Annotated in this window: 18 protein-coding genes and 1 riboswitch; of the genes, 17 read left to right on the top strand and 1 reads right to left on the bottom strand. The window is 68.5% G+C overall.

Annotated features, from left to right (window positions below):
* The first annotated feature begins 83 nt into the window (after positions 1 to 83).
* From ftsL to ACAM51_RS18335, 17 genes are all read left to right on the top strand, one after another.
* The gene (gene ftsL / locus ACAM51_RS18255) at positions 84 to 419 is read left to right on the top strand and encodes a cell division protein FtsL (protein ID WP_218293291.1); all 336 of its coding nucleotides are present in this window, start codon (positions 84 to 86) and stop codon (positions 417 to 419) included.
* Positions 416 to 2,161 (top strand): penicillin-binding protein 2, encoded by a 1,746-nt coding sequence (locus ACAM51_RS18260; protein WP_218293292.1) that lies wholly within the window; start codon positions 416 to 418, stop codon positions 2,159 to 2,161. The genes ftsL and ACAM51_RS18260 overlap by 4 nt, the downstream gene beginning before the upstream one ends.
* On the top strand, positions 2,158 to 3,666 hold the full coding sequence (locus tag ACAM51_RS18265; protein WP_369641427.1) for a UDP-N-acetylmuramoyl-L-alanyl-D-glutamate--2,6-diaminopimelate ligase: 1,509 nt from the start codon (positions 2,158 to 2,160) through the stop codon (positions 3,664 to 3,666). Before ACAM51_RS18260 ends, ACAM51_RS18265 begins: the two co-directional genes overlap by 4 nt.
* The gene (murF, locus tag ACAM51_RS18270) at positions 3,663 to 5,144 is read left to right on the top strand and encodes a UDP-N-acetylmuramoyl-tripeptide--D-alanyl-D-alanine ligase (protein WP_369641428.1); all 1,482 of its coding nucleotides are present in this window, start codon (positions 3,663 to 3,665) and stop codon (positions 5,142 to 5,144) included. Before ACAM51_RS18265 ends, murF begins: the two co-directional genes overlap by 4 nt.
* Positions 5,145 to 5,210: 66 nt before the next feature.
* Complete coding sequence (gene mraY / locus ACAM51_RS18275) at positions 5,211 to 6,389, top strand: phospho-N-acetylmuramoyl-pentapeptide-transferase (protein ID WP_218293295.1); 1,179 nt, start codon at positions 5,211 to 5,213, stop codon at positions 6,387 to 6,389.
* A complete protein-coding gene (murD, locus tag ACAM51_RS18280; protein WP_369641429.1) occupies positions 6,386 to 8,383 on the top strand; it encodes a UDP-N-acetylmuramoyl-L-alanine--D-glutamate ligase in 1,998 nt (665 codons plus the stop codon). The genes mraY and murD overlap by 4 nt, the downstream gene beginning before the upstream one ends.
* Positions 8,380 to 9,651 (top strand): putative lipid II flippase FtsW, encoded by a 1,272-nt coding sequence (gene ftsW, locus ACAM51_RS18285; protein WP_218340437.1) that lies wholly within the window; start codon positions 8,380 to 8,382, stop codon positions 9,649 to 9,651. The genes murD and ftsW overlap by 4 nt, the downstream gene beginning before the upstream one ends.
* On the top strand, positions 9,648 to 10,715 hold the full coding sequence (gene murG, locus ACAM51_RS18290) for an undecaprenyldiphospho-muramoylpentapeptide beta-N-acetylglucosaminyltransferase (protein WP_369641430.1): 1,068 nt from the start codon (positions 9,648 to 9,650) through the stop codon (positions 10,713 to 10,715). Before ftsW ends, murG begins: the two co-directional genes overlap by 4 nt.
* Entirely contained in the window at positions 10,712 to 12,145 is a 1,434-nt protein-coding gene (gene murC, locus ACAM51_RS18295) for a UDP-N-acetylmuramate--L-alanine ligase (RefSeq protein ID WP_369641431.1), read from the top strand. The genes murG and murC overlap by 4 nt, the downstream gene beginning before the upstream one ends.
* Entirely contained in the window at positions 12,142 to 13,128 is a 987-nt protein-coding gene (locus tag ACAM51_RS18300; RefSeq protein WP_218293300.1) for a D-alanine--D-alanine ligase, read from the top strand. The genes murC and ACAM51_RS18300 overlap by 4 nt, the downstream gene beginning before the upstream one ends.
* Entirely contained in the window at positions 13,125 to 13,931 is an 807-nt protein-coding gene (locus ACAM51_RS18305; protein WP_369641432.1) for a cell division protein FtsQ/DivIB, read from the top strand. The genes ACAM51_RS18300 and ACAM51_RS18305 overlap by 4 nt, the downstream gene beginning before the upstream one ends.
* A 107-nt stretch (positions 13,932 to 14,038) precedes the next feature.
* Positions 14,039 to 15,268, top strand: a complete 1,230-nt coding sequence (gene ftsA, locus ACAM51_RS18310; protein WP_008903721.1) for a cell division protein FtsA — start codon at positions 14,039 to 14,041, stop codon at positions 15,266 to 15,268.
* A gap of 175 nt (positions 15,269 to 15,443) precedes the next feature.
* Positions 15,444 to 16,685, top strand: a complete 1,242-nt coding sequence (ftsZ, locus tag ACAM51_RS18315) for a cell division protein FtsZ (RefSeq protein ID WP_218293302.1) — start codon at positions 15,444 to 15,446, stop codon at positions 16,683 to 16,685.
* Positions 16,686 to 17,088: 403 nt separating this feature from the next.
* Positions 17,089 to 18,012 (top strand): UDP-3-O-acyl-N-acetylglucosamine deacetylase, encoded by a 924-nt coding sequence (gene lpxC, locus ACAM51_RS18320; RefSeq protein ID WP_369641433.1) that lies wholly within the window; start codon positions 17,089 to 17,091, stop codon positions 18,010 to 18,012.
* Between the two features lie 82 nt (positions 18,013 to 18,094).
* Positions 18,095 to 18,271: a hypothetical protein gene (locus tag ACAM51_RS18325; RefSeq protein WP_218293304.1), complete on the top strand. Its 177-nt coding sequence runs from the start codon at positions 18,095 to 18,097 to the stop codon at positions 18,269 to 18,271.
* A gap of 44 nt (positions 18,272 to 18,315) precedes the next feature.
* A riboswitch (TPP riboswitch) is annotated at positions 18,316 to 18,439 on the top strand.
* A 141-nt stretch (positions 18,440 to 18,580) separates the two neighbouring features.
* Positions 18,581 to 20,461 carry a phosphomethylpyrimidine synthase ThiC gene (gene thiC, locus ACAM51_RS18330; protein WP_218294387.1) on the top strand — a complete coding sequence of 627 codons (1,881 nt, stop codon included), beginning with the start codon at positions 18,581 to 18,583 and terminating at the stop codon, positions 20,459 to 20,461.
* Positions 20,462 to 20,639: 178 nt separating this feature from the next.
* On the top strand, positions 20,640 to 22,298 hold the full coding sequence (locus ACAM51_RS18335) for a methyl-accepting chemotaxis protein (protein WP_218293305.1): 1,659 nt from the start codon (positions 20,640 to 20,642) through the stop codon (positions 22,296 to 22,298).
* A 126-nt stretch (positions 22,299 to 22,424) separates the two neighbouring features.
* On the opposite strand, the gene ACAM51_RS18340 is transcribed toward ACAM51_RS18335, so the two are convergent.
* Positions 22,425 to 23,813 carry a GspE/PulE family protein gene (locus tag ACAM51_RS18340; protein WP_218340433.1) on the bottom strand — a complete coding sequence of 463 codons (1,389 nt, stop codon included), beginning with the start codon at positions 23,811 to 23,813 and terminating at the stop codon, positions 22,425 to 22,427.
* Positions 23,814 to 23,817 lie beyond the last annotated feature (4 nt).

A 23,817-nucleotide genomic window follows, 5' to 3' on the forward strand; every position in this document is an offset into this window, starting at 1 on the left:
GCCCTCGCTGCGCAACGGCCCTGGCCCGGTGTCCCTGGGTGGGGCCGTGGCGGTTTCATGTTGCGGCATGGCAGGCAACTGACATGACAAGGCTCAACGTTGTCTTGCTGGTGGCCGTGCTGGCCAGCGCGATCTATCTCGTGCACACCCAGTACGAGTCGCGCCGCCTGTTCACCGAGCTCGACCGCGCCACCGCCGAGGCGCGCCGCCTGGAAACCGAACACCAGCGCCTGCAGGTGGAAAAGCGTGCGCAGGCCACGCCGCTGCGCGTGGAGAAGATCGCGCGCGCGCAGCTCAACATGCGCACGGCCACGCCGGCCATCACGCAGTATGTGTCCGACCCCCAAGGGGTGGCCGCCGCCACGGCCGCCGCGGCCGCCAGTGCGGCGCCGTCCCGGACCGAAGGAGCACAGCCATGAGCCGCAGCGTGCTCTATACCTCCAGCCCGCTGCTGGCGAGCAAGACGCCCGTCTGGCGCAGCAAGTTCATCGTGGCGGCGATCGCGCTGGGTTTCATGGGGCTGGCGGGGCGCGCTGCCTACGTGCAGGTGTTTGGCAACGCCTTCTTCCAGCGCCAGGGCGAAGTGCGCTTCGCGCGCACGCTGGAGCTGCCGGCCAACCGCGGCAAGATCGTGGACCGCAATGGGCTGATCCTGGCGTCCAGCGTGCCGGCGGCCAGCATCTGGGCGATTCCGGAAGACGTGGAGCAGGACAGGCCCGAGGTCCGCGCCAAGCTCAAGCAACTGGCCAAGCTGCTCGACATGCCATTGGCCGAGCTGCAGCGCAAGCTGGCCGATGAAGACAAGACCTTCGTCTGGATCAAGCGCCAGCTCGACTGGGATGTGGGTCGGGAGATCGCGGCACTGGACATCAAGGGCATCTACCAGCGCAAGGAGTACAAGCGCCAGTACCCCGAAGGGGAAGCCGCGGCCCACGTGGTGGGTTTCACCAACGTGGAAGACCACGGGCAGGAAGGCATGGAGCTGGCCTTCGACAAGGAGCTGGCGGGCAAGGCGGGCTCGCGCCGCGTGATCAAGGACCGCCTGGGCCGGGTGGTCGAGGGCGTGGGCGAGACCGTGCCTCCGGTCGATGGCAAGGACATGCAGCTGTCCATCGACAGCAAGGTGCAGTTCTTTGCCTACCAGAAGCTGCGGGACCAGGTCGCGTTGCACAAGGCCAAGGCGGGCAGCGTGGTGGTGCTCGATGCCCACACGGGCGAGCTGCTGGCGCTGGCCAACTACCCGAGCTACGTCCCCGATAAGCGCCAGAACCTCACGGGCGAGCAGCTGCGCAACCGCGCGCTCACCGACGTTTTCGAGCCCGGCTCGACCATGAAGCCGTTCACCATCGGCCTGGCGCTGGAATCGGGGCGCGTGCGGCCCGACACCATCGTGGACACCAATCCGGGCCGGATCAACATCACGGGCTCCACCATCTCCGACACCAGCAACCACGGCGTGCTCACGGTGGAAGGGGTGATCCAGAAGTCGAGCAACGTGGGCACCACCAAGATCGCCATGCAGATGCCCGCGCGCGAGATGTGGGAGACCTTCTCGGCCGCGGGCTTCGGCCAGAAGCCGCAGCTGCATTTTCCTGGCGTGGTGACTGGGCGCCTGCGCCCCTACAAGACCTGGCGCCCGGTGGAGCAGGCCACCATGTCCTACGGCTACGGCCTGTCGGCCAGCCTTTTCCAGATGGCGCGCTCGTACACGGTGTTCGCCAATGGCGGCCGCGTGATTCCGGCCACCATGTTCAAGACCTCCGAGCCCGCCCTGGGCGTGCCCGTGTTCTCCGAACGCACCGCCGACCAGGTGCGCAAGATGCTGCAGATGGCCGCGGGCCCCGGCGGCACCGGCCAGAAGGCGCAGACCCTGGGCTACTCGGTGGGCGGCAAGTCCGGCACCGCGCGCAAGCAGGTGGGCAAGAACTACGCCTCGGGCAAGTACCGGGCATGGTTCACCGGCATGGCGCCCATCGACAAGCCGCGCATCATCGTGGCCGTGATGATCGACGAGCCCAGCAACGGCGTGTTCTACGGCGGTGCCGTGGCCGCGCCCGTGTTCAGCGAAGTGGTGCAGCAGACGCTGCGCATGATGGGCGTGCAGCCGGACATGGCGGTCAAGCCGCAGATCGTGGCCAAAGAGGTGGAGGAATCGCTATGACAACGGCCTTGCCTTTGCTCGCCTCGGTGCACGACGCCGTCGCCTGGCTGCGCGAGCGGGTCACCGGCACGCTGCAGACCGACAGCCGGCAGGTGCGCCCCGGCGACGGTTTCATCGCCTGGCCCGGCGCCGCCACCGACGGCCGCGCCCACATCGCGGACGCGCTGTCGCGCGGCGCCGTGGCCTGCCTGGTGGAGCATGAAGGCGTGGAGGCATTTGCGCTCGAAGGCTTGCCGGTGGCGGCGCTCCATGGCCTGAAGGCGGCCACCGGCCTCATCGCGGCCGACTGGTTCGGGCAGCCCACGCAGCGCCTGGATGTGCTGGCCGTGACGGGTACCAATGGCAAGACCAGCACGAGCTGGTGGCTGGCCGAGGCACTTAATGTGCTATCAAAAAATGAGCTTATTCCGCAAGGTGGATGTGCGCTGGTAGGCACTTTGGGTATGGGCACACCGCCCGCACTCACCAGCACGGGCATGACCACACCCGACCCGGTGCGGCTGCAGCGCGCGTTCCAGCAGTTCACCGATGCGGGCCGCACGGCCTGCGCCATCGAGGCCTCGTCCATCGGGCTGGCCGAGCACCGCATGGCGGGCACGCGCATCCGCGTCGCGCTGTTCACCAACTTCACGCAGGACCACCTGGACTACCACCCCGGCATGGCCGCCTACTGGCAGGCCAAGAGCATGCTGTTCGACTGGCCCGGCCTGCAGGCCGCGGTGGTCAACATCGACGACCCGCGCGGTGCCGAGCTGCATGCCTCGCTGGCGGACCGGCTGCTGGACCTCTGGAGTGTTTCCATCACCGGCCCCGCGCGGCTCGCGGCGCGTGACATCGCCATGGGCGAGGGCGGCCTCTCCTTCACGGTGGCCGAGGGCGTGCACACGCATGTGCTGCAGACGCGCGTGATCGGGCAGTACAACGTCTCCAACCTGCTGGGTGTGCTGGCCGGGCTGCGCGCCTTGGGCGTGCCGCTGGAGCACGCGCTCTACGCCTGCGCCCAGCTCTCGCCCGTGCCCGGCCGCATGGAGCGGATCCACCACCCCGGGCAACCCCTGGTGGCCGTGGACTACGCCCACACGCCCGACGCGCTGGACAAGGCCCTGCAGGCGCTGCGCCCGGTGGCCCGGGAGCGCGGCGGCAAGCTCTGGTGCGTGTTCGGCTGCGGCGGCGACCGCGATGCGGGCAAGCGCCCCCTGATGGGCGCCGTGGCGCAGCAGCAGGCCGACCTCGTGGTCGTGACCAGCGACAACCCGCGCAGCGAAGACCCCGCGGCCATCCTGCACCAGATCCTGCAAGGCACCATCGCCAGCAACGTGGTGCGTGCCGAGCCCGACCGTGCCGCCGCCATCGCCCTGGCCGTGGCCGAGGCCGCGCCCGCCGATGTGGTGCTGATCGCCGGCAAGGGCCATGAAGACACCCAGGAGACGGCGGGCGTGCGCGTGCCGTTCTCCGACATGGCCCATGCGCAGAGCGCGCTGCAGGCCCGCGGAGCACGCCCATGAGCGCCACCCCGGCCGTGATGATGACCCTGCAGCAGGCGCTGGCCCTGGTGCAGCCGCGCATTCCCGCCGCGCGCCTGGTGGGCGATGGGGCCACGCCGCTGGCCCGCGTGCACACCGATACGCGCAGCTTGCAGGCGGGCGACCTTTTCGTGGCGCTCAAGGGCGAACGCTTTGACGCCAACGCCTTCCTGGCCGATGCCCGCGCCGGCGGCGCCGCCGGCGCCATCGCCCATGGCGGCCTGCAAGCCGCCGGCCTGCCCGGCATCGAGGTGCCGGACAGCCTGGCCGCGCTGGGCGCGCTGGCCGCGGGCTGGCGCGCGCAGTTTGGCCTTCCGTTGATCGGCGTGACGGGCAGCAACGGCAAGACCACGGTGACGCAGATGATCGCGTCCATCCTGCGCGCCTGGAAAGGCGAGGCCGCGTTTGCCACGCAGGGCAATTTCAACAACGACATCGGCGTGCCTTTGACACTGCTGCGCCTGCGTGCCGGCCATGCGGCGGCCGTGATCGAGATGGGCATGAACCACCCGGGCGAGATCGCCACGCTGGCCGCCATGGCGCGTCCCACGGTGGCACTGGTCAACAACGCGCAACGCGAGCACCTGGAGTTCATGCACACGGTGGAGGCGGTGGCGCGCGAGAACGGCTCCGTGTTGGCCAGCCTGCCCGCCGACGGCGTGGCGGTGTTTCCTTCGGGGGATGCCTACACCGCCCTCTGGCGCTCGATGGCGCCGGGGCGCCGCACCGTCACCTTTGGCGAAGGCGGCGATGTGGCCTGCGCACAGGCTGCGTGGGGCCAGGGTGCCTGGGCCGTCACGCTGGCCACGCCGCGGGGCGAGGTGGCCACCCAGCTGCACATTGCCGGGCGCCACAACGTGGCCAACGCGCTGGCGGCCGCGGCCTGCACGCTGGCGGCGGGCGCACCGCTGGCCGCCATTGTGCAGGGGCTGAACGATTTCGTGCCGGTCAAGGGCCGCTCGCGCGCCTTCAGCGTGCGCATCGCGGGCCGCGAGGTCACCGTGGTGGACGACACCTACAACGCCAACCCCGACTCCATGCGCGCCGCCATCGACGTGCTGGCCGAACTGCCCGGCCCGCAGCTGCTGGTGCTGGGCGACATGGGCGAGGTGGGCGACCAGGGGCCGCAGTTCCATGAGGAGGCCGGTGCGCATGCGCGCGCGGCCCGCATCTCCTGCCTCTTTGCGCTGGGAGACCAATCGGTGCACGCCACCACGTCCTTTGGCGAGGGCAATGGCGGTGTGGCCCGGCATTTCAACGATAGGGGCGCGCTGCTGGATGCGGTGCGCCAGGCCCTGCCCACGGTGGGCAGCGTGCTGGTCAAGGGATCTCGATTCATGAAGATGGAACAGGTGGTGGAGGCGATCGCCTCTGCCGCGCAAGCGCAGGACAACCAGGAACAACAAGAGCGACAACCGCCGACGCAGGCACGGGAGGGACACCATGGCGCAACGCATTGAGAGCGTGCTGGCAGCAGCAGTCGGAGCCTGCGTCCGTGCGGCGCGGCCGCCCGTGGGAGGTGCCGCATGCTGCTGATGCTGTCGCAATGGCTGCAGGGCCTGTCGCCCGAGTTCGGCTTTTTCCGCGTGTTCCAGTACCTCACGTTCCGGGCGGTGATGGCGGCCATGACGGCGCTGCTCATCGGCCTCATCGCGGGGCCCAAGGTGATCCGCGTGCTCACCTCGCTCAAGATCGGCCAGCCCATCCGGGGCTATGCCATGCAGACGCACCTGTCCAAGAGCGGCACGCCCACCATGGGCGGCGTGCTCATCCTGCTGTCGATCGCGATCTCGACCCTGTTGTGGTTCGACCTGTCCAACCGCTTCGTGTGGATCGTGCTCATCGTCACGCTGGGCTTTGGCGCGATCGGCTGGGTGGACGACTGGCGCAAGGTGGTCAACAAGGACCCCGAGGGCATGCGCTCGCGCGAGAAGTATTTCTGGCAGTCGGTCATCGGCCTGATCGCCGCGCTGTACCTCGTGTTCAGCATCTCGGAAAGCTCCAACGCCAAGGTGTGGGAGCTTTTCGTGGGCTGGGTGCAATCGGGCTTCTCGCTCGATTTGCCGCCCAAGGCGGGGCTGCAGCTGCCGTTCTTCAAGGAAATCAGCTACCCGCTCGGAGTGCTGGGCTTCGTGATCCTGACCTATCTCGTGATCGTGGGCTCCAGCAATGCCGTGAACCTGACCGACGGGCTGGACGGCCTGGCCATCATGCCCGTGGTGATGGTGGGCTCGGCGCTGGGCGTGTTCGCCTACGTCACCGGCAGCTCGGTGTATTCCAAGTACCTGTTCTTCCCGCACATCCCGGGCTCGGGGGAGCTGCTGATCTTCTGCGCGGCCATGGCGGGCGCGGGCCTGGCCTTCCTGTGGTTCAACGCGCACCCCGCGCAGGTGTTCATGGGCGACGTGGGCGCGCTGGCGCTGGGCGCGGCGCTGGGCACCATCGCCATCATCGTGCGCCAGGAGATCGTGCTGGCCATCATGGGGGGCATCTTCGTGGTCGAGGCGCTGTCCGTGATGCTGCAGGTGACCTGGTTCAAGTTCACCAAGAAACGCTACGGCGAAGGCCGGCGCCTGCTCAAGATGGCGCCGCTGCACCACCATTTTGAAAAGAGCGGCTGGAAGGAGACCCAGGTGGTCGTGCGCTTCTGGATCATCACCATGCTGCTGTGCCTCATCGGCCTGTCCACATTGAAACTGCGATGAACCCGGACGATCCCCTCATCCCGGCGGCACCAGCCGATCCTCCCGTGGCGGCCACGGGCATGGATGCGCCTGCCGGAACGCCGGAGGTGGAGCTGCCACCAGAGCGGTCCACGGCGGATGTGGTGCCGGGCGATCCAGGCGTGACCGACGTGGCTGGGCCCGGCGCGCTGTCCGCCGCCGAACCCATGGACGCCACGGCCGGCGCGACGGAACCTGCGGCAAGCGCCGATGGCACGGCCGGGGCTCCCGGGCCCGCCACAGGCGCACGCGCAGCCAACGCGGCGGCCAATGCCTGGGACCCTGAAAAGCCGCCCGCGGTCTCCGCCGCCAAGGCCGCCGCCGATTTCGTGGCGCAGATTTTTGCCGAGGTGGCGGCCCCCGAGGCCGCGTCTGCGCTGCCGCAGGTGGCTGATGAAGAAGAAGCCACGCAGGACGCTCCAGCCGATGGGCCCGCCGAGCCCCTGGGCCGGCCCGGCGAAGGCCTGCGTCCGCTGCTGGGCCAGAAGATCCTCATCCTGGGCCTGGGCGCCTCGGGCCTGGCCATGGCGCGCTGGTGCGTGCGCTGTGGCGCCGAGGTCACCGTGGCCGACACGCGCGCCGCGCCGCCGCAGCTCGCGGTGCTGCAGCAGGAGCTGCCCAAGGTGCGTTTTGTGGCCGGTGGCTTCGACGCCAGCCTGGTCGAAGGCCAGGACCTGCATGCGGTCTACCGCTCACCGGGTTTGAGTCCCCAGACAATTGCTCCTGTTTTAGTAGCTGCCAGCGCTTGTGGAATAAGCGCTGGTGGTGAATTGAGCTTGTATTCCATGGCGCTGGGCGCGCTCAAGGCCTCGCACGGCTACGCCCCGGCGGTGCTGGCGATCACGGGCACCAACGGCAAGACCACGGTGACCTCGCTCACGGGGCAGCTCGTGGAGCGCTCGGGCCAGAGCGTCGCCGTGGCCGGCAACATCGGCCCCACGCTGCTCGACACGCTCGCCAGCCACATCGACGCGGGCACGTTGCCCGAGGTGTGGGTGCTGGAACTCTCAAGCTTCCAGCTCGACGGCGTGACCGGATTCGAGCCCACGGCGGCCACCGTGCTCAACATCACGCAGGACCACCTGGACTGGCACGGCGACATGGTGGCCTATGCGGCGGCCAAGGCGCGCATCTTCGGCCAGACCGGGCTCATGATCCTGAACCGCGAGGACGCGGCCGTGATGCAGATGTTGCCGCCGCCGGTCAAGGTCAAGCTGCAAAAGCCCCAGGTGCGCGAGCACCTGACGTTTGGCGCAGACATGCCCCAGCGCCCCGGCGACTTCGGCATCGAGGTGGTGAGCGGCATGCCCTGGCTGGTGCGCGCCATGGATGCGGACGAAACCCGCAAGCGCGGCCGCAACGAGGCCGCAGAGGACCTGCACATCCAGCGCCTGATGCCCGCTGACGCGCTGCGCATCCGGGGCCGCCACAACGCCGTGAACGCGCTGGCCGCACTGGCGCTGGCATCGGCGGCAGGCTGCACGCTGGCGCCCCTGCTGTACGGGCTGCGCGAGTACCGGGGCGAGCCGCACCGCGTGGAGCCCGTGGCCGTCATCCACGGCGTCGAGTACTTCGACGACAGCAAGGGCACGAACGTGGGCGCCACGGTGGCGGCCCTCACCGGCCTGGGCGCGGAGCGCCGCATCGTGGTCATCCTGGGCGGCGATGGCAAGGGCCAGGATTTTTCTCCGCTGGCCGCGCCCGTGGCGCGCCATGCGCGCGCGGTGGTGCTGATCGGGCGCGATGCGCCGCAGATCCGCGCCGCGCTGCAGGACAGCGGCGTGGCACTGGTCGATGCCGAGACCTTGCCGCAGGCCGTGGAACTGGCCTCGCAGCGCGCCCATGCGGGCGATGCGGTGCTGATGTCGCCCGCCTGCGCGAGCTTTGACATGTTCAGGGGCTACGAGCACCGCGCCCAGGTCTTCTGCGACACGGTGCATGCCCTGGCGGACGATGCGACAGGAGGCGCGGCATGAGTGCACCGGCCAGCAGCTTCCTGCAGCGCGTGGCGGGCTGGTTCGGCGGCCTGCCCGGCAAGGCCGTGGACGTGCTGCCGGTGCGCGTGGGCGGCACCGACTACCGGCCCCGCACCACCAGCACGCCGGCGAGCGTGCTCGGGTTCGACCAGGCGCTGCTGTGGGTGGTGGTGGCGCTGCTCGCCTGGGGGCTGGTGATGGTGTATTCGGCCTCCATCGCGATGCCGGACAACCCGCGTTTTGCCAACTACGCCTCCACCCATTTCCTCACCCGCCACGTGATGTACCTCGTGGTCGGGTTCGTCGCGGCGCTGCTGGCCTTCCAGGTGCCCATGGCGCTGTGGGAGCGCATGGCGCCCTGGCTCTTCGTGGTGGCGCTGCTGCTGCTGGTGGCCGTGCTGATTCCCGGCGTGGGCAAGGTGGTCAATGGCGCGCGGCGCTGGCTGTCGCTCGGGCCCATCGGCTTTCAGCCCTCCGAGGTGGCCAAGTTCGCCGTGCTCATCTACGCGGCGGACTACATGGTGCGCAAGATGGACGTGAAGGAGCGGTTCTTCCGCGCCGTGCTGCCCATGGGGGCGGCCGTGGCCATCGTGGGCGTGCTGCTGCTGGCCGAACCGGACATGGGGGCCTTCATGGTGGTGGCGGTGATCGCCATGGGCATCCTGTTCCTGGGCGGCGTGAACGCCCGCATGTTCTTCCTGATCGCGGGCGTGCTGGTGGCGGCCTTCGGCATCATGATCGCCAGCTCCCCCTGGCGGCGCGAGCGCGTGTTCGCCTACCTGGATCCGTTCAGCGAGGAGCACGCCCTGGGCAAGGGCTACCAGCTCTCGCACTCGCTGATCGCCATCGGGCGCGGCGAGATCTTTGGCGTGGGCCTGGGCGGCAGCGTGGAAAAGCTGCACTGGCTGCCCGAGGCACACACCGACTTCCTGTTGGCCGTGATCGGCGAGGAGTTCGGCCTGGTGGGCGTGGTCACGCTCATCGTGCTGTTCCTGTGGATGACGCGCCGCATCATGCACATCGGCCGCCAGGCCATCGCCCTCGACCGCGTGTTCGCGGGCCTCGTGGCGCAGGGCGTGGCGATCTGGATCGGCTTCCAGGCCTTCATCAACATGGGCGTGAACCTGGGCGCGCTGCCCACCAAGGGGCTCACGCTGCCGCTGATGAGCTTCGGCGGGTCGGCCATCTTGATGAATCTGGTGGCATTGGCCGTGGTCTTGCGTGTGGACTATGAAAACAAATTGTTGATGAGGGGAGGGCGCGTATGACGCAAAAAACCGCCCTCATCATGGCCGGCGGCACCGGCGGCCACATCTTCCCCGGACTGGCCGTCGCCGAGGAGCTGCGTGCACGCGGCTGGCGCGTGCACTGGCTGGGCGCGCCGGGCAGCATGGAGTCGCGCATCGTGCCGCAGCACGGCTTCGCGCTGGAGCTCATCGACTTCTCGGGCGTGCGCGGCAAGGGACTCGTCACGCTGGCTTTGCTGCCGCTGCGCCTGCTGCGCGCGTTCTGGCAGGCGCTGGCCGTGGTGCGGCGCGTGAAGCCGGATGTGGTGGTGGGCCTGGGCGGCTACATCACCTTTCCGGGCGGCATGATGGGCGTGCTGGCCGGCAAGCCCCTGGTGCTGCACGAACAGAACTCCGTGGCCGGCATGGCCAACAAGGTGCTGGCAGGTGTCGCGGACCGCGTGTTCACGGCCTTCCCCGATGTGTTCAAGAAGGGCCAGTGGGTGGGCAACCCGCTGCGCACCGCCTTCACCCGGCAACCCGGCCCGGCCGAACGTTTTGCGGGCCGCTCCGGCCCGCTGCGCCTGCTGGTGGTGGGGGGCAGCCTGGGCGCACGGGCCCTCAACGAGATCGTGCCGCAGGCCGTCGCGCTGATGCCCGCCGAACAACGCCCCACCGTGGTCCACCAAAGCGGCGCGACGCAGATCGACGCGCTGCGCGCCCACTATGCGGCCGCCGGGGTCGATGCGGAGCTGACGCCATTCATCGACGACACCGCCAGCGCGTTTGCGGCGGCCGACATCATCGTCTGCCGGGCGGGGGCGAGCACCGTGACCGAAATCGCGGCCGTGGGCGCGGCGGCCGTGTTCGTGCCGTTCCCTTCCGCCGTGGACGACCACCAGACCACCAACGCCCAGTTCCTGGTGAACGCCGGCGGCGGCTGGCTGGTGCAGCAACGCGACCTGACGCCCGAGGGGCTGTCCGGGATGCTATTGAATATGCAGCGTTCCACCCTGGTGGGTGTGGCGCTTAAAGCTAAAGACATGCAAAAAACCAACGCCACCCGCGAGGTGGTGACTGCCTGCGAGGAGCTTGCAACACCATGAAGCACGCCATTCGCCATATCCATTTCGTCGGCCTGGGCGGCGCCGGCATGAGCGGCATCGCCGAGGTGCTGTTCAACCTGGGCTACCGCATCTCCGGCTCCGACCTGGCCGACAGCGCCACACTGCGCCGCCTGGAGGGCCTGGGCATCAAGACCTGCCTGGGCCACGCGGCGGCGCACATCGAAGGCGCCGATGCCGTGGTCACGTCCACGGCCGTCACGCCCGACAACCCCGAGGTGCTCGCAGCCCGGGAAAAGAAGATCCCGGTCGTACCCCGCGCGCTCATGCTGGCCGAGCTGATGCGCCTGAAGCAGGGCATCGCCATCGCGGGCACGCACGGCAAGACCACCACCACCAGCCTCGTGACCAGCGTGCTGGCCGAGGCGGGCCTGGACCCCACCTTCGTGATCGGCGGGCGGCTGAACAGCGCGGGGGCCAACGCCAAGCTGGGCAGCGGCGACTACATCGTGGTCGAGGCCGACGAGTCGGATGCCTCGTTCCTGAACCTGCTGCCCGTGATGGCCGTGGTGACCAACATCGACGCCGACCACATGGACACCTACGGGCACGACTTCGGCCGGCTCAAGGGCGCGTTCGTCGACTTCCTGCACCGCATGCCGTTCTACGGCACGGCCGTGCTGTGCGTGGACAGCCCGGCCGTGCGCGACATCCTGCAAAGCGTGACCTGCCCGATCACGAGCTACGGCTTTTCCGAAGATGCCCAGGTGCGTGCCATCAATGTGCGCGCCGAGGCGGGGCAGATGCGCTTCACCGTGCAGCGGCGCAACGGCGTCACGCTGCCGGACCTGGACATCGTGCTCAACCTCGCGGGCGAGCACAACGTGCTCAACGCGCTGTCGGCCATCGCCATCGCCGTGGAGCTGAACATCCCCGACGAGGCCGTGCAGCGCGCGCTCGCCGGCTTCAAGGGGGTGGGGCGGCGCTTCCAGAGCTACGGCAACCTTCCCGCCCGGGATGGCGGCCAGTTCACCGTGATCGACGACTACGGCCACCACCCGGTGGAGATGGCCGCCACGTTGGCAGCGGCGCGCGGCGCCTTCCCGGGCCGCCGCCTGGTGCTGGCCTTCCAGCCCCACCGCTACAGCCGCACGCGCGACTGTTTCGAGGATTTCGTGAAGGTCATCGGCCATGCCGACACCGTGCTGCTGACCGAGGTGTACGCCGCCGGCGAGGCGCCCGTGGTGGCGGCCGACGGCCGTTCACTGGCGCGCGCGCTGCGCGTGGCCGGCCGCGTGGAGCCGGTGTTCATCGACAACGTGGCCGACCTGCCGCAGGCCATCGCCGACAACGCGAAGGACGGCGACGTGGTGATGTGCATGGGCGCGGGCTCCATCGGCGCCGTGCCCGGCAAGGTGGTTGAATTGCTACAAAATAATGAGCTTAAGGCGCTGGAGGGGAGCGCGCTATGACCCTTTTTGATTCGAATTTTGATGTGAAGTCCCTGGGCAAGGTAGCCGTGCTGATGGGCGGCGACTCGGCCGAGCGCGAGGTGTCGCTGATGTCCGGCAGCGGCGTGCTGCAGGCCCTGCGCTCGCGCGGCGTGGACGCGCATGCGTTCGACCCCGCGCAGAACCCGCTGGGCGATCTCAAGCGCGACGGCTATGCCCGCTGCTTCATCGCGCTGCACGGCCGCCATGGCGAAGACGGCACGGTGCAGGGCGCGCTCGAACTGCTGGGCATCCCCTACACGGGCCCGGGCGTGATGGCCTCGGCCATCGCGATGGACAAGGTCATGACCAAGCGGGTGTGGCTGGCCGAGGGCCTGCCCACGCCGCGCTACGTGTGGCTGGCGCCCGACCGCCAGCAGCGCGAGGTGGTGCGCACCGTGCCCGACGAGCTGGGCCTGCCGCTCATCGTCAAGCCGCCGCGCGAAGGCTCGTCCATCGGCGTGACCAAGGTGCGCGGCTATTCGGACATGCAGGAGGCCGTGCAGCTCTCCGCGAAATACGACCCCGATGTGCTCTGCGAGGAATTCATCGACGGCGAGGAAGTCACCTGCGCCGTGCTGGGCCAGGGCGCCGGCGCGCGCGCGCTGCCCGTGATCCGCATCGTGGCGCCCGACGGTGCCTACGACTACCAGAACAAGTATTTCACCGACGACGTGAAATACCAATGCCCGAGCGGCCTGCCCGAAGCGGAAGAGCGCGAGATCCAGCGCATCGTGCTGGACGCCTACCGCAGCCTGGGCTGCCGGGGCTGGAGCCGCGCCGACCTGATGCTGCGCGCCAGCGACCGCAAGCCCTTTCTGCTGGAGATGAACACCTCGCCGGGCATGACGGGCCATTCCCTCGTGCCCATGGCCGCGCGCGCTGCGGGCATCAGCTACGAGGAGCTGTGCCTGCGCATCCTGGCCGATGCCGTGCTCGACACGCAAGGAGCCGCCGCCAAATGAACTCCGCGCTGCCCGCACCGCTGGACGTCAAGCTCATGAACCTGACCGCGTCGGTCCTGTTCGTGGGCTGCGCCCTGCTCGTGCTGGCGGCGGGTGCCTGGTGGATGCTGCGCTATCCGGGCTTCGCGATCGCGCGCATCGTGGTGCAGGGGGAGCTGGTGCACAACAACGCCGTCACCCTGCGGGCCAATGTGGCGCCGCACCTCGCGGGCAACTTCTTCACGGTGGACCTGCGCGCCGCGCGCGCGGCGTTCGAGCAAGTGCCCTGGGTGCGCCGCGCCGAGGTGCGGCGGGTCTACCCCGGCAGCCTGCAGGTGGAGCTGCAGGAACACGAGGCCGTGGCGTACTGGGGACCGGAGAGCGGCTCGGCCATGGTCAACCGGCAGGGCGAGGTGTTCGAGGCCAACGTGGGCGATGTGGAGCAGGACGGCCTGCCCCGCCTGCTGGGCCCCGCGGGCAGCTCCCCCGAGGTGCTGCAGATGTTTGGGCTGCTGCAGCCGGTGTTCAAGCCCCTGGGGCTGGAGGTCGAGTCCCTGGAACTGACCGGCCGGGGCGGCTGGCGCGCCAGGCTCGACAGCGACGCGGTGGTGGAGCTGGGGGGCGGGGCACCGCAGGAGGTGGTGCAGCGCACGCAGCGCTTCACGCGCACCTTGACCCAGGTGGCGGCGCAGTACGGCCGGCGCGTGGAGTCCCTGGAATCCGCGGACCTGCGGCACGCCGGGGGGTATGCGCTGCGCATGCGCGGCGTGAGCACCGTGGTCCCCGATGCCATGGGCGCCGCGGGTGGCGTGCGCAGGAGGTGACGGCATGCAACAGCAGCAGCAACAGCGGTGCGTGGCGTGGAGAGCGGGGCGGTTCGTGAATGAGGCCGGGGTGCGGCGGGACAGAACAGAGAAGGGCAGAGACTGATATGGCAAGAGAATACAAAGACGTCGTGGTGGGGCTGGACATCGGCACGGCCAAGGTCATGGCCGTGGTGGCCGAGGTTCTGCCCAATGGCGAGCTCAAGCTCGCAGGCCTGGGCGTGGCCCCGAGCAATGGCTTGAAGCGCGGCGTGGTGGTGAACATCGACGCCACCGTGCAGAGCATCCAGCAGGCGCTGAAGGAAGCCGAGCTGATGGCCGACTGCAAGATCCAGCGCGTGTACACCGGCATCACGGGCAGCCATATCCGCGGCCTCAATTCCAGCGGCATGGTGGCCGTGAAGGACAAGGAGGTCACCTCGGCCGACGTGGCGCGTGTGGTGGAAACGGCCAAGGCCATCAACATCAGCAGCGACCAGCGCCTGCTGCTGGTGGAGCCGCAGGAGTTCGTGATCGACGGGCAGGATGTGAAGGAGCCCATCGGCATGAGCGGCATCCGCCTGGAGGCCAAGATCCACATCGTGACCGGTGCGCAGAGCGCGGCCGAGAACATCATCAAGTGCGTGCGCCGCTGCGGCCTGGAGGTCGAGCAGCTCATGCTGAACCCGCTGGCGAGCAGCCAGGCGGTGCTGACCGACGACGAGCGCGAGCTGGGCGTGGTGGTGGTCGACATCGGCGCGGGCACGACCGACGTAGCCATCTTCACCGGCGGCGCGATCCGCCACACGGCGGTGATCCCGATCGCGGGCGACCTCATCACCAGCGACATCGCCATGGCGCTGCGCACGCCCACGAAGGACGCCGAGGACATCAAGGTCGAGAGCGGCTACGCCAAGCAGCTGCTGGCCGACCCCGAGGCGCAGGTGGAAGTGCCCGGCCTGGGCGACCGCAGCCCCCGCATGCTCAGCAAGCAGGCGCTGGCCGGCGTGATCGAGCCGCGCGTGGAAGAGATCTTCTCGCTCGTGCAGCAGGTGGTGCGCGAGTCGGGGTATGAAGAAGTGCTGTCGTCGGGCATCGTGCTCACCGGCGGCAGCTCGGTCATGCCCGGGATGATCGAGCTGGGCGAGGACATCTTCCTGAAGCCCGTGCGGCGCGGCATTCCGAAGTATTCCAGCGCCTTGTCTGACATGGTGGCACAGCCCCGGGCTGCTACCGTCATGGGCCTACTGGAAGAGGCGCGCCTGGCGCGGCTGCGCGGCTTCAAGGTGGCACAGAAAAGCGGTTCCATGAAGACGGCGTTTGGCCGTTTCAAGGACTTCATCGTGGGGAATTTCTGACCATGAAATTTCCTCTTTGGCTGGCGAGAGGCAGTCCGCACCGAATACCGCGTGGGCGATGGCGACGATGTACCGGACCGCCATCCCCGCTGCGCACGATGACATACCGAACAACCCATTGGCAGTTGCACACGAGATTGCAAACGAATTCAGTGAAAGAAACAGGAGCTCCAACATGACCATCGAAATGATCGAAGCCGAAGAATTCAACCAGGGCACCCAGATCAAGGTGATCGGCGTGGGCGGCGGCGGCAGCAACGCCGTCGAGCACATGATTGCCCGCAGCGTGCAGGGCGTGGAGTTTGTCTGCGCCAACACCGACGCGCAGGCATTGACCCGCAGCTCGGCCCATCGCCACATCCAGCTGGGCGGCAGCGGCCTGGGCGCCGGCAGCAAGCCCGACAAGGGCCGCGAAGCCGCCGAGGCCGCGGTGGACGACATCCGCCTGGCCATCGACGGCGCGCACATGCTGTTCATCACGGCCGGCATGGGCGGCGGCACGGGCACGGGCGCCGCACCCGTGATCGCCCGCGTGGCCAAGGAAATGGGCATCCTCACCGTGGGCGTGGTCACCAAGCCCTTCGACTGGGAAGGCGGCCGCCGCATGACCAACGCCGACAATGGCCTGGCCGAGCTCGAAGCCAACGTGGATTCGCTGATCGTGGTGCTCAACGAGAAGCTGCTGGAAGTGCTGGGCGATGACATCACCCAGGACGAAGCCTTCGCCCATGCCAACGACGTGCTCAAGAACGCCGTGGGCGGCATTGCCGAAATCATCAATGAATACGGCCACGTGAACGTCGACTTCGAAGACGTGCGCACCGTGATGGGCGAGCCCGGCAAGGCCATGATGGGCACGGCCACCGCCAGCGGCCCGGACCGCGCGCGCATCGCCGCCGAACAGGCCGTGGCCTGCCCGCTGCTGGAAGGCATCGACCTGTCGGGCGCCAAGGGCGTGCTGGTGCTGGTGACGGCCGCCAAGGGCAGCCTGAAGCTGTCCGAATCGCGCCTGGCCATGAGCACCATCAATGCCTACGCTTCGCCCGATGCGCATGTCATCTACGGCGCCGCCTACGACGACAGCCTGGGCGACGAGATCCGCGTGACCGTGGTGGCCACCGGCCTGTCGCGCCCCAACGCGCGCCGCCAGCCGATTTCGGTGGTGCAGGGCGGCCTGCGCACCGGCACGGACAACGTGGCCTACCAGATGCCCATCGCGGGCACGGGGGCCCTGGGCTCGGCCATGGGCGTGCAGGGCGGCCATGCCGGCAGCGCGCAGGCCGACTACGGCAGCATGTCGGTGCCCAGCGTGTGGCGCACCAACCGCACCCAGGCCGCGGCGCGCGTGGACGCGCTGTCCTCGGGCGGCATGGACGACCTGGAGATTCCGGCCTTCCTGCGCAAGCAGGCGGATTGATTCGGTACTCCCCCTGAGCGGCTACGCCGCTTCACCCGCTCTCTCGCTGCGCGGGAGGGGGCGAGGTCTGCGGCTCCCAGCCCGCCTGCGCGGGCTGGGACAGACCGAGCGCCCCTTGACTCTGGCAAGGGGTTTCTCGACATGCGCGGCGGGGCGGCCCTTGCGCGGTGTCTTTGGCATTGGGCCGTGACGGTTTCCACCACCGCGCTTCCTATTTGGCTCGTATGCTCCTCAGCTGCGCAGTCACCGCCGTCTGGGTACGCGTGGCGCGCAATGCAGTCGCTGCGTGGCGCTACCTGCGTGTCTCTGACAGCTTGTACGCCGCCCCTGCGACTCCGTTTTCTATCAGGGTCATAGGCAGCCGTGGATGGTTTTTGCGGGGTCCCCCCACTAAAATCCCCGGATGCTCCAGCAACGCACCCTCAAGACGATCACCCGCGCCGTGGGCGTGGGCCTGCACAGTGGCCAGCGGGTCGAGCTGACCCTGCGGCCTGCGCAGCCGGACACCGGGATCGTGTTCCGCAGGGTGGACCTGCCGCAGCCGGTGGACATCCCCATCCGGGCGGAGGCCGTGACCGACACCCGCCTGGCGTCCACCATCGCCGTGGGCAATGCCAAGGTGCACACCGTGGAGCACCTCATGTCGGCCTGCGCGGGGCTGGGCATCGACAACCTCTATGTGGACATCACCGCCGAAGAGGTGCCCATCCTGGATGGCTCTTCGGCATCGTTCGTGTTCCTGCTGCAAAGCGCGGGCATCGAGCTGCAGAACGCCCCCAAGCGATTCATCCGCGTCACCCGCCCGGTGGAAGTGCGCGAAGGCGAGGGCGCCGCGGCCAAGTGGGCTCGGCTTGCGCCCTACCACGGCTACAAGCTCAGTTTCGAGATCGACTTCGACCACCCCGCCGTGGATTCCACGGGCCAGCGCGTGGAGTTCGACATGGGGCAAGGCAACTACAGCCGCGACATCGCCCGCGCGCGCACCTTCGGCTTCACGCGCGATGTGGAGATGATGCGCTCCAACGGCCTGGCGCTGGGCGGCGGCCTCGACAACGCCATCGTGATGGACGACTACAAGGTGCTCAACAGCGACGGGCTGCGCTACGACGACGAGTTCGTCAAGCACAAGATCCTGGACGCGATGGGCGACCTGTACCTGATCGGCAAGCCCCTGCTCGCGGCCTACAGCGCCTTCCGCTCGGGCCACGCCATGAACAACCTGCTGCTGCGCGAGCTGCTGGCCCAGCGCGATGCCTGGGAGGTCGTCACGTTCGAGGACGAGCGCCAGGCGCCCGGCGGGTTTTCCCAGCCGGCGCGCGCCTGGTGAGCATGAAGCACCATTCCCGGGCCGCAGCCCGGAGCCTCCTGCCAGTGCCGCGCCCGTTTTCACGGCGCCGGGAGTCCCTGACATGCTGATCTTTCGCTGGCTGGCCATGCTGCTGCTCCTGGCGGCGGCCGTGTCGTTTGCCTTCTATGCCGGCACGGGGCAGGCGCGCTACAAGCGCCTGGGGCTCGTCATCCTCAAGTGGACGGTGATCGCGGCCGTCTTCTTCTTTGCGGTGGTCCTCATCGGGCGCCTCGCCTGACCGAGAGGCTCCGTGGCGCGGTTTTTTCTCTCTGGCCTATACTCGCGCCTGCTCCGGGGTGTGCGTAAGCGCTGAGATGCGAGGTGGCTGAAGAAATTCGGCAGGCCTTGCGAACCCGACGAACTTGATCCGGTTCATACCGGCGGAAGAAGAGCCGACCTCCTTGTCTCCGTGCCCGCAGTCCCTGCTGGCACGCCATGCCTCAGGTGCAGCCGCACCCGAGGGGCGCACAGGTCCATTCCGGAGCAGCACCCACCGCCACCGGAACCAGGAGACCTGCCCATGAACGCCCCCGACCCCCACGCCAAGCTGGCCACCCCCGAGAAGTTCGCCGAGTTGCTCGCACGCACGCGCGAACCCTTTCCTGCCTCACGCAAGGCCTACCTCCCCGGCCACCTGCACACCGATCTGCGCGTGCCCGTGCGCGACATTGCGCTGACCAACGGCGAACTGGTCAGCGTGTACGACACCTCCGGCCCGTATACCGACCCCGAGGCTGCGATCGATGTGCGCAAGGGCCTGGCGGGAGTGCGCGGCGGCTGGATCACCGGCCGTGGCGACGTGGAGCACTACGAAGGCCGCGCGCCCGTGGCGCTGGACGATGGCCAGAAGAGCGAAGACGCCACCCGTCTGGCCCAGCTGCGCGCCGAGGCCGCGGCCCTGCAGCGCAAGCCCTTGCGCGCCAAGGCGGGTGCCAACGTCACGCAGATGCACTATGCGAAGAAGGGCATCGTCACGCCCGAGATGGAATACGTGGCCATCCGCGAGAACGGCAAGCGCGAGTGGATGGAGCAGTACATGGCCGACGCTGGCCGCGAGCAGCGGCTGATGGGCAACCCCATGGGCGCAAGCATCCCCAAGATCATCACCCCCGAATTCGTGCGCGACGAAGTGGCCCGGGGCCGCGCCATCATTCCCGCCAACATCAACCACCCCGAGGTGGAGCCCATGGCCATCGGGCGCAACTTCAAGGTCAAGATCAACGCCAACATCGGCAACTCGGCCGTCACGTCGAGCATCGAGGAAGAGGTGGAAAAACTCGTCTGGGCCATCCGCTGGGGTGCCGACAACGTGATGGATCTCTCGACCGGCAAGAACATCCACACCACGCGCGACTGGATCGTGCGCAACTCGCCCGTGCCCATCGGCACGGTGCCGATCTACCAGGCGCTCGAAAAGGTGGGCGGCGTGGCCGAGGACCTGACCTGGGCCATCTTCCGCGACACGCTCATCGAGCAGGCCGAGCAGGGCGTGGACTACTTCACCATCCACGCGGGCGTGCGCCTGGCCTACATCCACCTCACGGCGCAGCGGCGCACGGGCATCGTCTCGCGCGGCGGCTCCATCATGGCCAAGTGGTGCATGGCGCACCACCGCGAGAGCTTCCTGTACGAGCATTTCGAGGACATCTGCGACATCATGAAGGCGTACGACGTGAGCTTCAGCCTGGGCGACGGCCTGCGCCCCGGCTGCGCATCGGACGCCAATGACGAGGCGCAGTTCGCCGAGCTGCACACGCTGGGCGAGCTGACCCAGGTGGCCTGGAAGCACGACGTGCAGACCATGATCGAAGGCCCCGGCCACGTGCCCATGCACATGATCCAGGCCAACATGACCGAGCAGCTCAAGACCTGCCACGAGGCGCCGTTCTACACCCTGGGCCCGCTGACCATCGACATCGCACCGGGCTACGACCACATCGCCTCGGCCATCGGCGCGGCCATGATCGGCTGGATGGGCACCGCCATGCTGTGCTACGTGACGCCCAAGGAGCACCTGGGCCTGCCCGACCGCGACGACGTCAAGCAGGGCATCATCGCGTACAAGATCGCCGCGCACGCGGCCGACGTGGCCAAGGGCCACCCGGGGGCCCGCGCGCGCGACGACGCGCTCTCCCAGGCGCGTTTCGACTTCCGCTGGCAGGACCAGTTCAACCTGGGCCTGGACCCCGACACGGCCAAGGAATACCACGACGAAACGCTGCCCAAGGACAGCGCCAAGGTGGCGCACTTCTGCTCCATGTGCGGCCCCAAGTTTTGCTCCATGAAGATCACGCAGGAAGTGCGCGAATTTGCCGCCCAGAAGGGCGTGGCGGAGGCCGAGGCGCTGGCCCAGGGCATGCAGACCAAGGCGGCGGAATTCCAGCAGCGCGGCGGGCAGTTCTACATTCCCGTGACACCGGTGGCATAAGCCCGCCTACTGACCCCGGGGATTCCCTGCAAAGGGCCCCGGGGCGGTGCTTACCCTGTGCGGCGGGGGCGGCAGCCCGGCATATAGTCCGGCCACACTCGGTTCAGAAGACCGGGGGGAGGGCGTGGCACCAAATTTGCTATGCTGGATTGTCTGTTAAAAATTGTAAGGAAGAGCCATGAATGCTCTGGGCCGCTTCTCCATCCGCACGCGCCTTTACTTCGGAACCGTCTTTTCCCTGATCCTGCTTGTTGTCATCGGCGCCATGGGCTACGTGGCGCTGGACCGCACGCGCGGCACGCTGCAGGTGCTGTTCTCGCAGCGCGTACAGACCCTCACCGACATGTCGGAGCTGCGCACCACGCTGGGCGACCTGCGCCGTACCGAAAAAGACATCATCATCAACTTCAACAACTCGGTCGAGGTCTCCGCGCTGCGCGAGACCTGGGCCAAGACACTGGCCGCGCTGCGCAAGAGCCTGGCCGATGTGCGCCAGGTGCAGTCGGGCGATGCGGCCTTCGTCGAGTCCATCGACAAGTCGCTGGCCGAGATCAAGCAGTACGAAACCGGCATTTCCCCCATCTTCGAGAAGATCGAGGGCGCGCAGCTCGATGGCGCCGGCGGCGGCGCCTATGCCGACCGGCTCAAGGTCCACATGGAGGCCACCGACAAGCTGTTCTCCAGCCTGGCCACCACGGCCCGCGCCCAGATGGACGAGGCCCGCGCGGGCGTGGAGTCGCGCACCTCCACCATGTCGGCCTTCATCGGCATTGGCCTGCTGCTGGGGCTGGCCGTGCTGATCCCGCTCACGTTCTTCAGCGTGCGCTCCATCACCGGATCGCTGCGCCAGGCGCAGGAGCTGGCCGACCGCATCGCCAGCGGCGACCTGTCGCGCGATGTGGAGGCCATGAACCAGGATGAGGTGGGCCAGCTGGTGGCCGCCATGGGGCGCATGCAGGATGCGCTGCGCGGCCTGGTGCGCCAGGTGCAGGACACGGCGGGCAACATCTCCACCGCCAGCTCCGAGATCGCCAGCGGCAACCACGACCTGAGCCACCGCACCGAGCAGACGGCTGCCAATCTGGAGGAAACCGCTTCGTCCATGGAGATGCTGACCAGCACCGTGCAGCAAAGCGCGCAGTCCTCGCGCCAGGCCAGCGACTTCGCCTCTACGGCCGCCGAGGTGGCCGCGCGCGGCGGCACCGTGGTGTCGCAGGTGGTGACCACCATGGACCAGATCACCACCAGCTCGCGCAAGATCGCCGACATCACGGGTGTGATCGACTCCATCGCCTTCCAGACGAACATCCTGGCGCTCAATGCCGCGGTCGAGGCCGCGCGCGCGGGCGAACAGGGCCGCGGCTTTGCCGTGGTGGCGAGCGAGGTGCGCAGCCTCGCGCAGCGCAGCGCGGAGGCGGCCAAGGAGATCAAGGGCCTCATCAGCTCCTCGGTGGAGCGTGTCGAGGACGGCTCGCGCCTCGTGAGCCAGGCCGGCCAGACCATGACCGAGATCGTGAGCAGCGTGCGCCGCGTGTCCGACATCATTGGCGAGATCACCGCTTCGTCGGCCGAGCAGAGCGACAACATCGGCCAGATCAGCCAGGCCGTCTCGCAGCTCGACCAGATGACGCAGCAGAACGCGGCCCTGGTGGAGCAGTCCACCGCGGCCTCGGAATCGCTGCGCGAACAGGCGGTGCAGCTGACCAGCGCGGTCCGCCAGTTCAAGCTGCAAGGGGGGGGCTCGGAGCTGCCCTCCTCGCCTTCATCGGCGCCGCTGGCCTCGCCCGCGCCCGCCGTGTCACCGGCGGGCCGGCGCCCCGCGCTGCAGATCCGCTGATCCCAAGCGTTTTGGGCCTCTAGCGCTTGCTTGTCAAGCGCGGATTGCTATTAAAAAAGTAGCAAAATGATCCCGGTGGCGCACCGCCACCGAGAGGGCCTGTGGCGCGGCCGCCGGCCCGTGGGATCAGTCTCGCGTCACGCGCAGCACTTCCTCGCGGCTGGTGATGCCCGCCGCGATAAGCCGCTCGCCATCCTCCCGCATCAGCGCCATGCCATCGGCCAGCGCGGCGGTGCGGATGTCGGCCTCGGAGGCCTGGTTGTGGATCTGGGCGCGGATCGCGTCCGTGGTCACCAGCAGCTCGAACACGCCGGTGCGGCCGGTGTAGCCCGTCTGGCCGCAGTGCTCGCAGCCTGCCCCATGGCAATGGCTGCAGTATTTGCGCACCAGGCGCTGGGCCAGCACGCCCAGCAGCGAGGACGACAGCAGGAACGGCTCCACGCCCATGTCGGTCAGGCGCGTCACGGCGCTGGCCGCGTCGTTGGTGTGCAGCGTGGCCAGCACCAAATGGCCTGTCAGCGAGGCCTGGATGGCGATCTGCGCGGTCTCGAAGTCGCGGATTTCGCCGATCATGATGATGTCCGGGTCCTGGCGCAGGATGGCGCGCAGGGCCTTGGCGAAGGTCAGCTCGATCTTGCTGTTGACCTGGGTCTGGCCCACGCCGGGCAGCTCGTACTCGATGGGGTCTTCCACCGTCATGATGTTGTTGCGCGTGGCATCGAGCCGGCCCAGCGCCGCATACAGCGTGGTGGTCTTGCCCGAGCCCGTGGGGCCCGTCACCAGGATGATGCCGTGTGGCTGGCTGATGAGGCCCTCAAAGCGGCGCAGGGTGTCGCCCTGCATGCCCACGGCTTCCAGGCTCAGCTTGCTCTCGCTCTTGTCCAGCAGGCGCAGCACGGCGCGCTCGCCGTGGGCGCTGGGCAGGGTGGACACGCGCACGTCGATGGCGCGGGTGCCCAGGCGCAGGCTGATGCGGCCGTCCTGCGGCAGGCGTTTCTCAGAGATGTCCAGGTCGGCCATGATCTTCAGGCGCGAGATCAGGGCGGCGTGCAGCGCGCGGTTGGGTTGCACCACCTCGCGCAGCGTGCCGTCCACGCGAAAACGCACGCTGGAATGGCGCTCGTAGGGCTCGATGTGGATGTCGCTCGCGCCGTCGCGCGCGGCCTGCGTGAGCAGGGCGTTGAGCATGCGGATGATGGGCGCATCGCCAGCCGATTCCAGCAGGTCTTCCACGGCGGGCAGTTCCTGCATCATGCGCGAGAGGTCGGCGTCGCTCTCGACCTCGCTCACCACCGTGGCGGCGCTCGATTCACTGTGCGAATACACGGCACTGATGCGCTGGGCCAGGGCCGGGGCGTCCAGCGGCAGCAGCTGCTGCACAGGGTGCTTGCGCAGCACTTCGGACAGCGCTCCCGCGTCGGGGCTGGGGCCGTGCCACAGCACCAGCTGGTGGCCGTCGTCCTCCAGCAGCAGCTGGGCCGTGCGGGCAAAGGCGTAGGGTAGGGGGTGGCGCATGGGG

This window comes from Acidovorax sp. A79 (genome assembly GCF_041154505.1).
Taxonomy (GTDB): Bacteria; Pseudomonadota; Gammaproteobacteria; order Burkholderiales; family Burkholderiaceae_C; genus Acidovorax.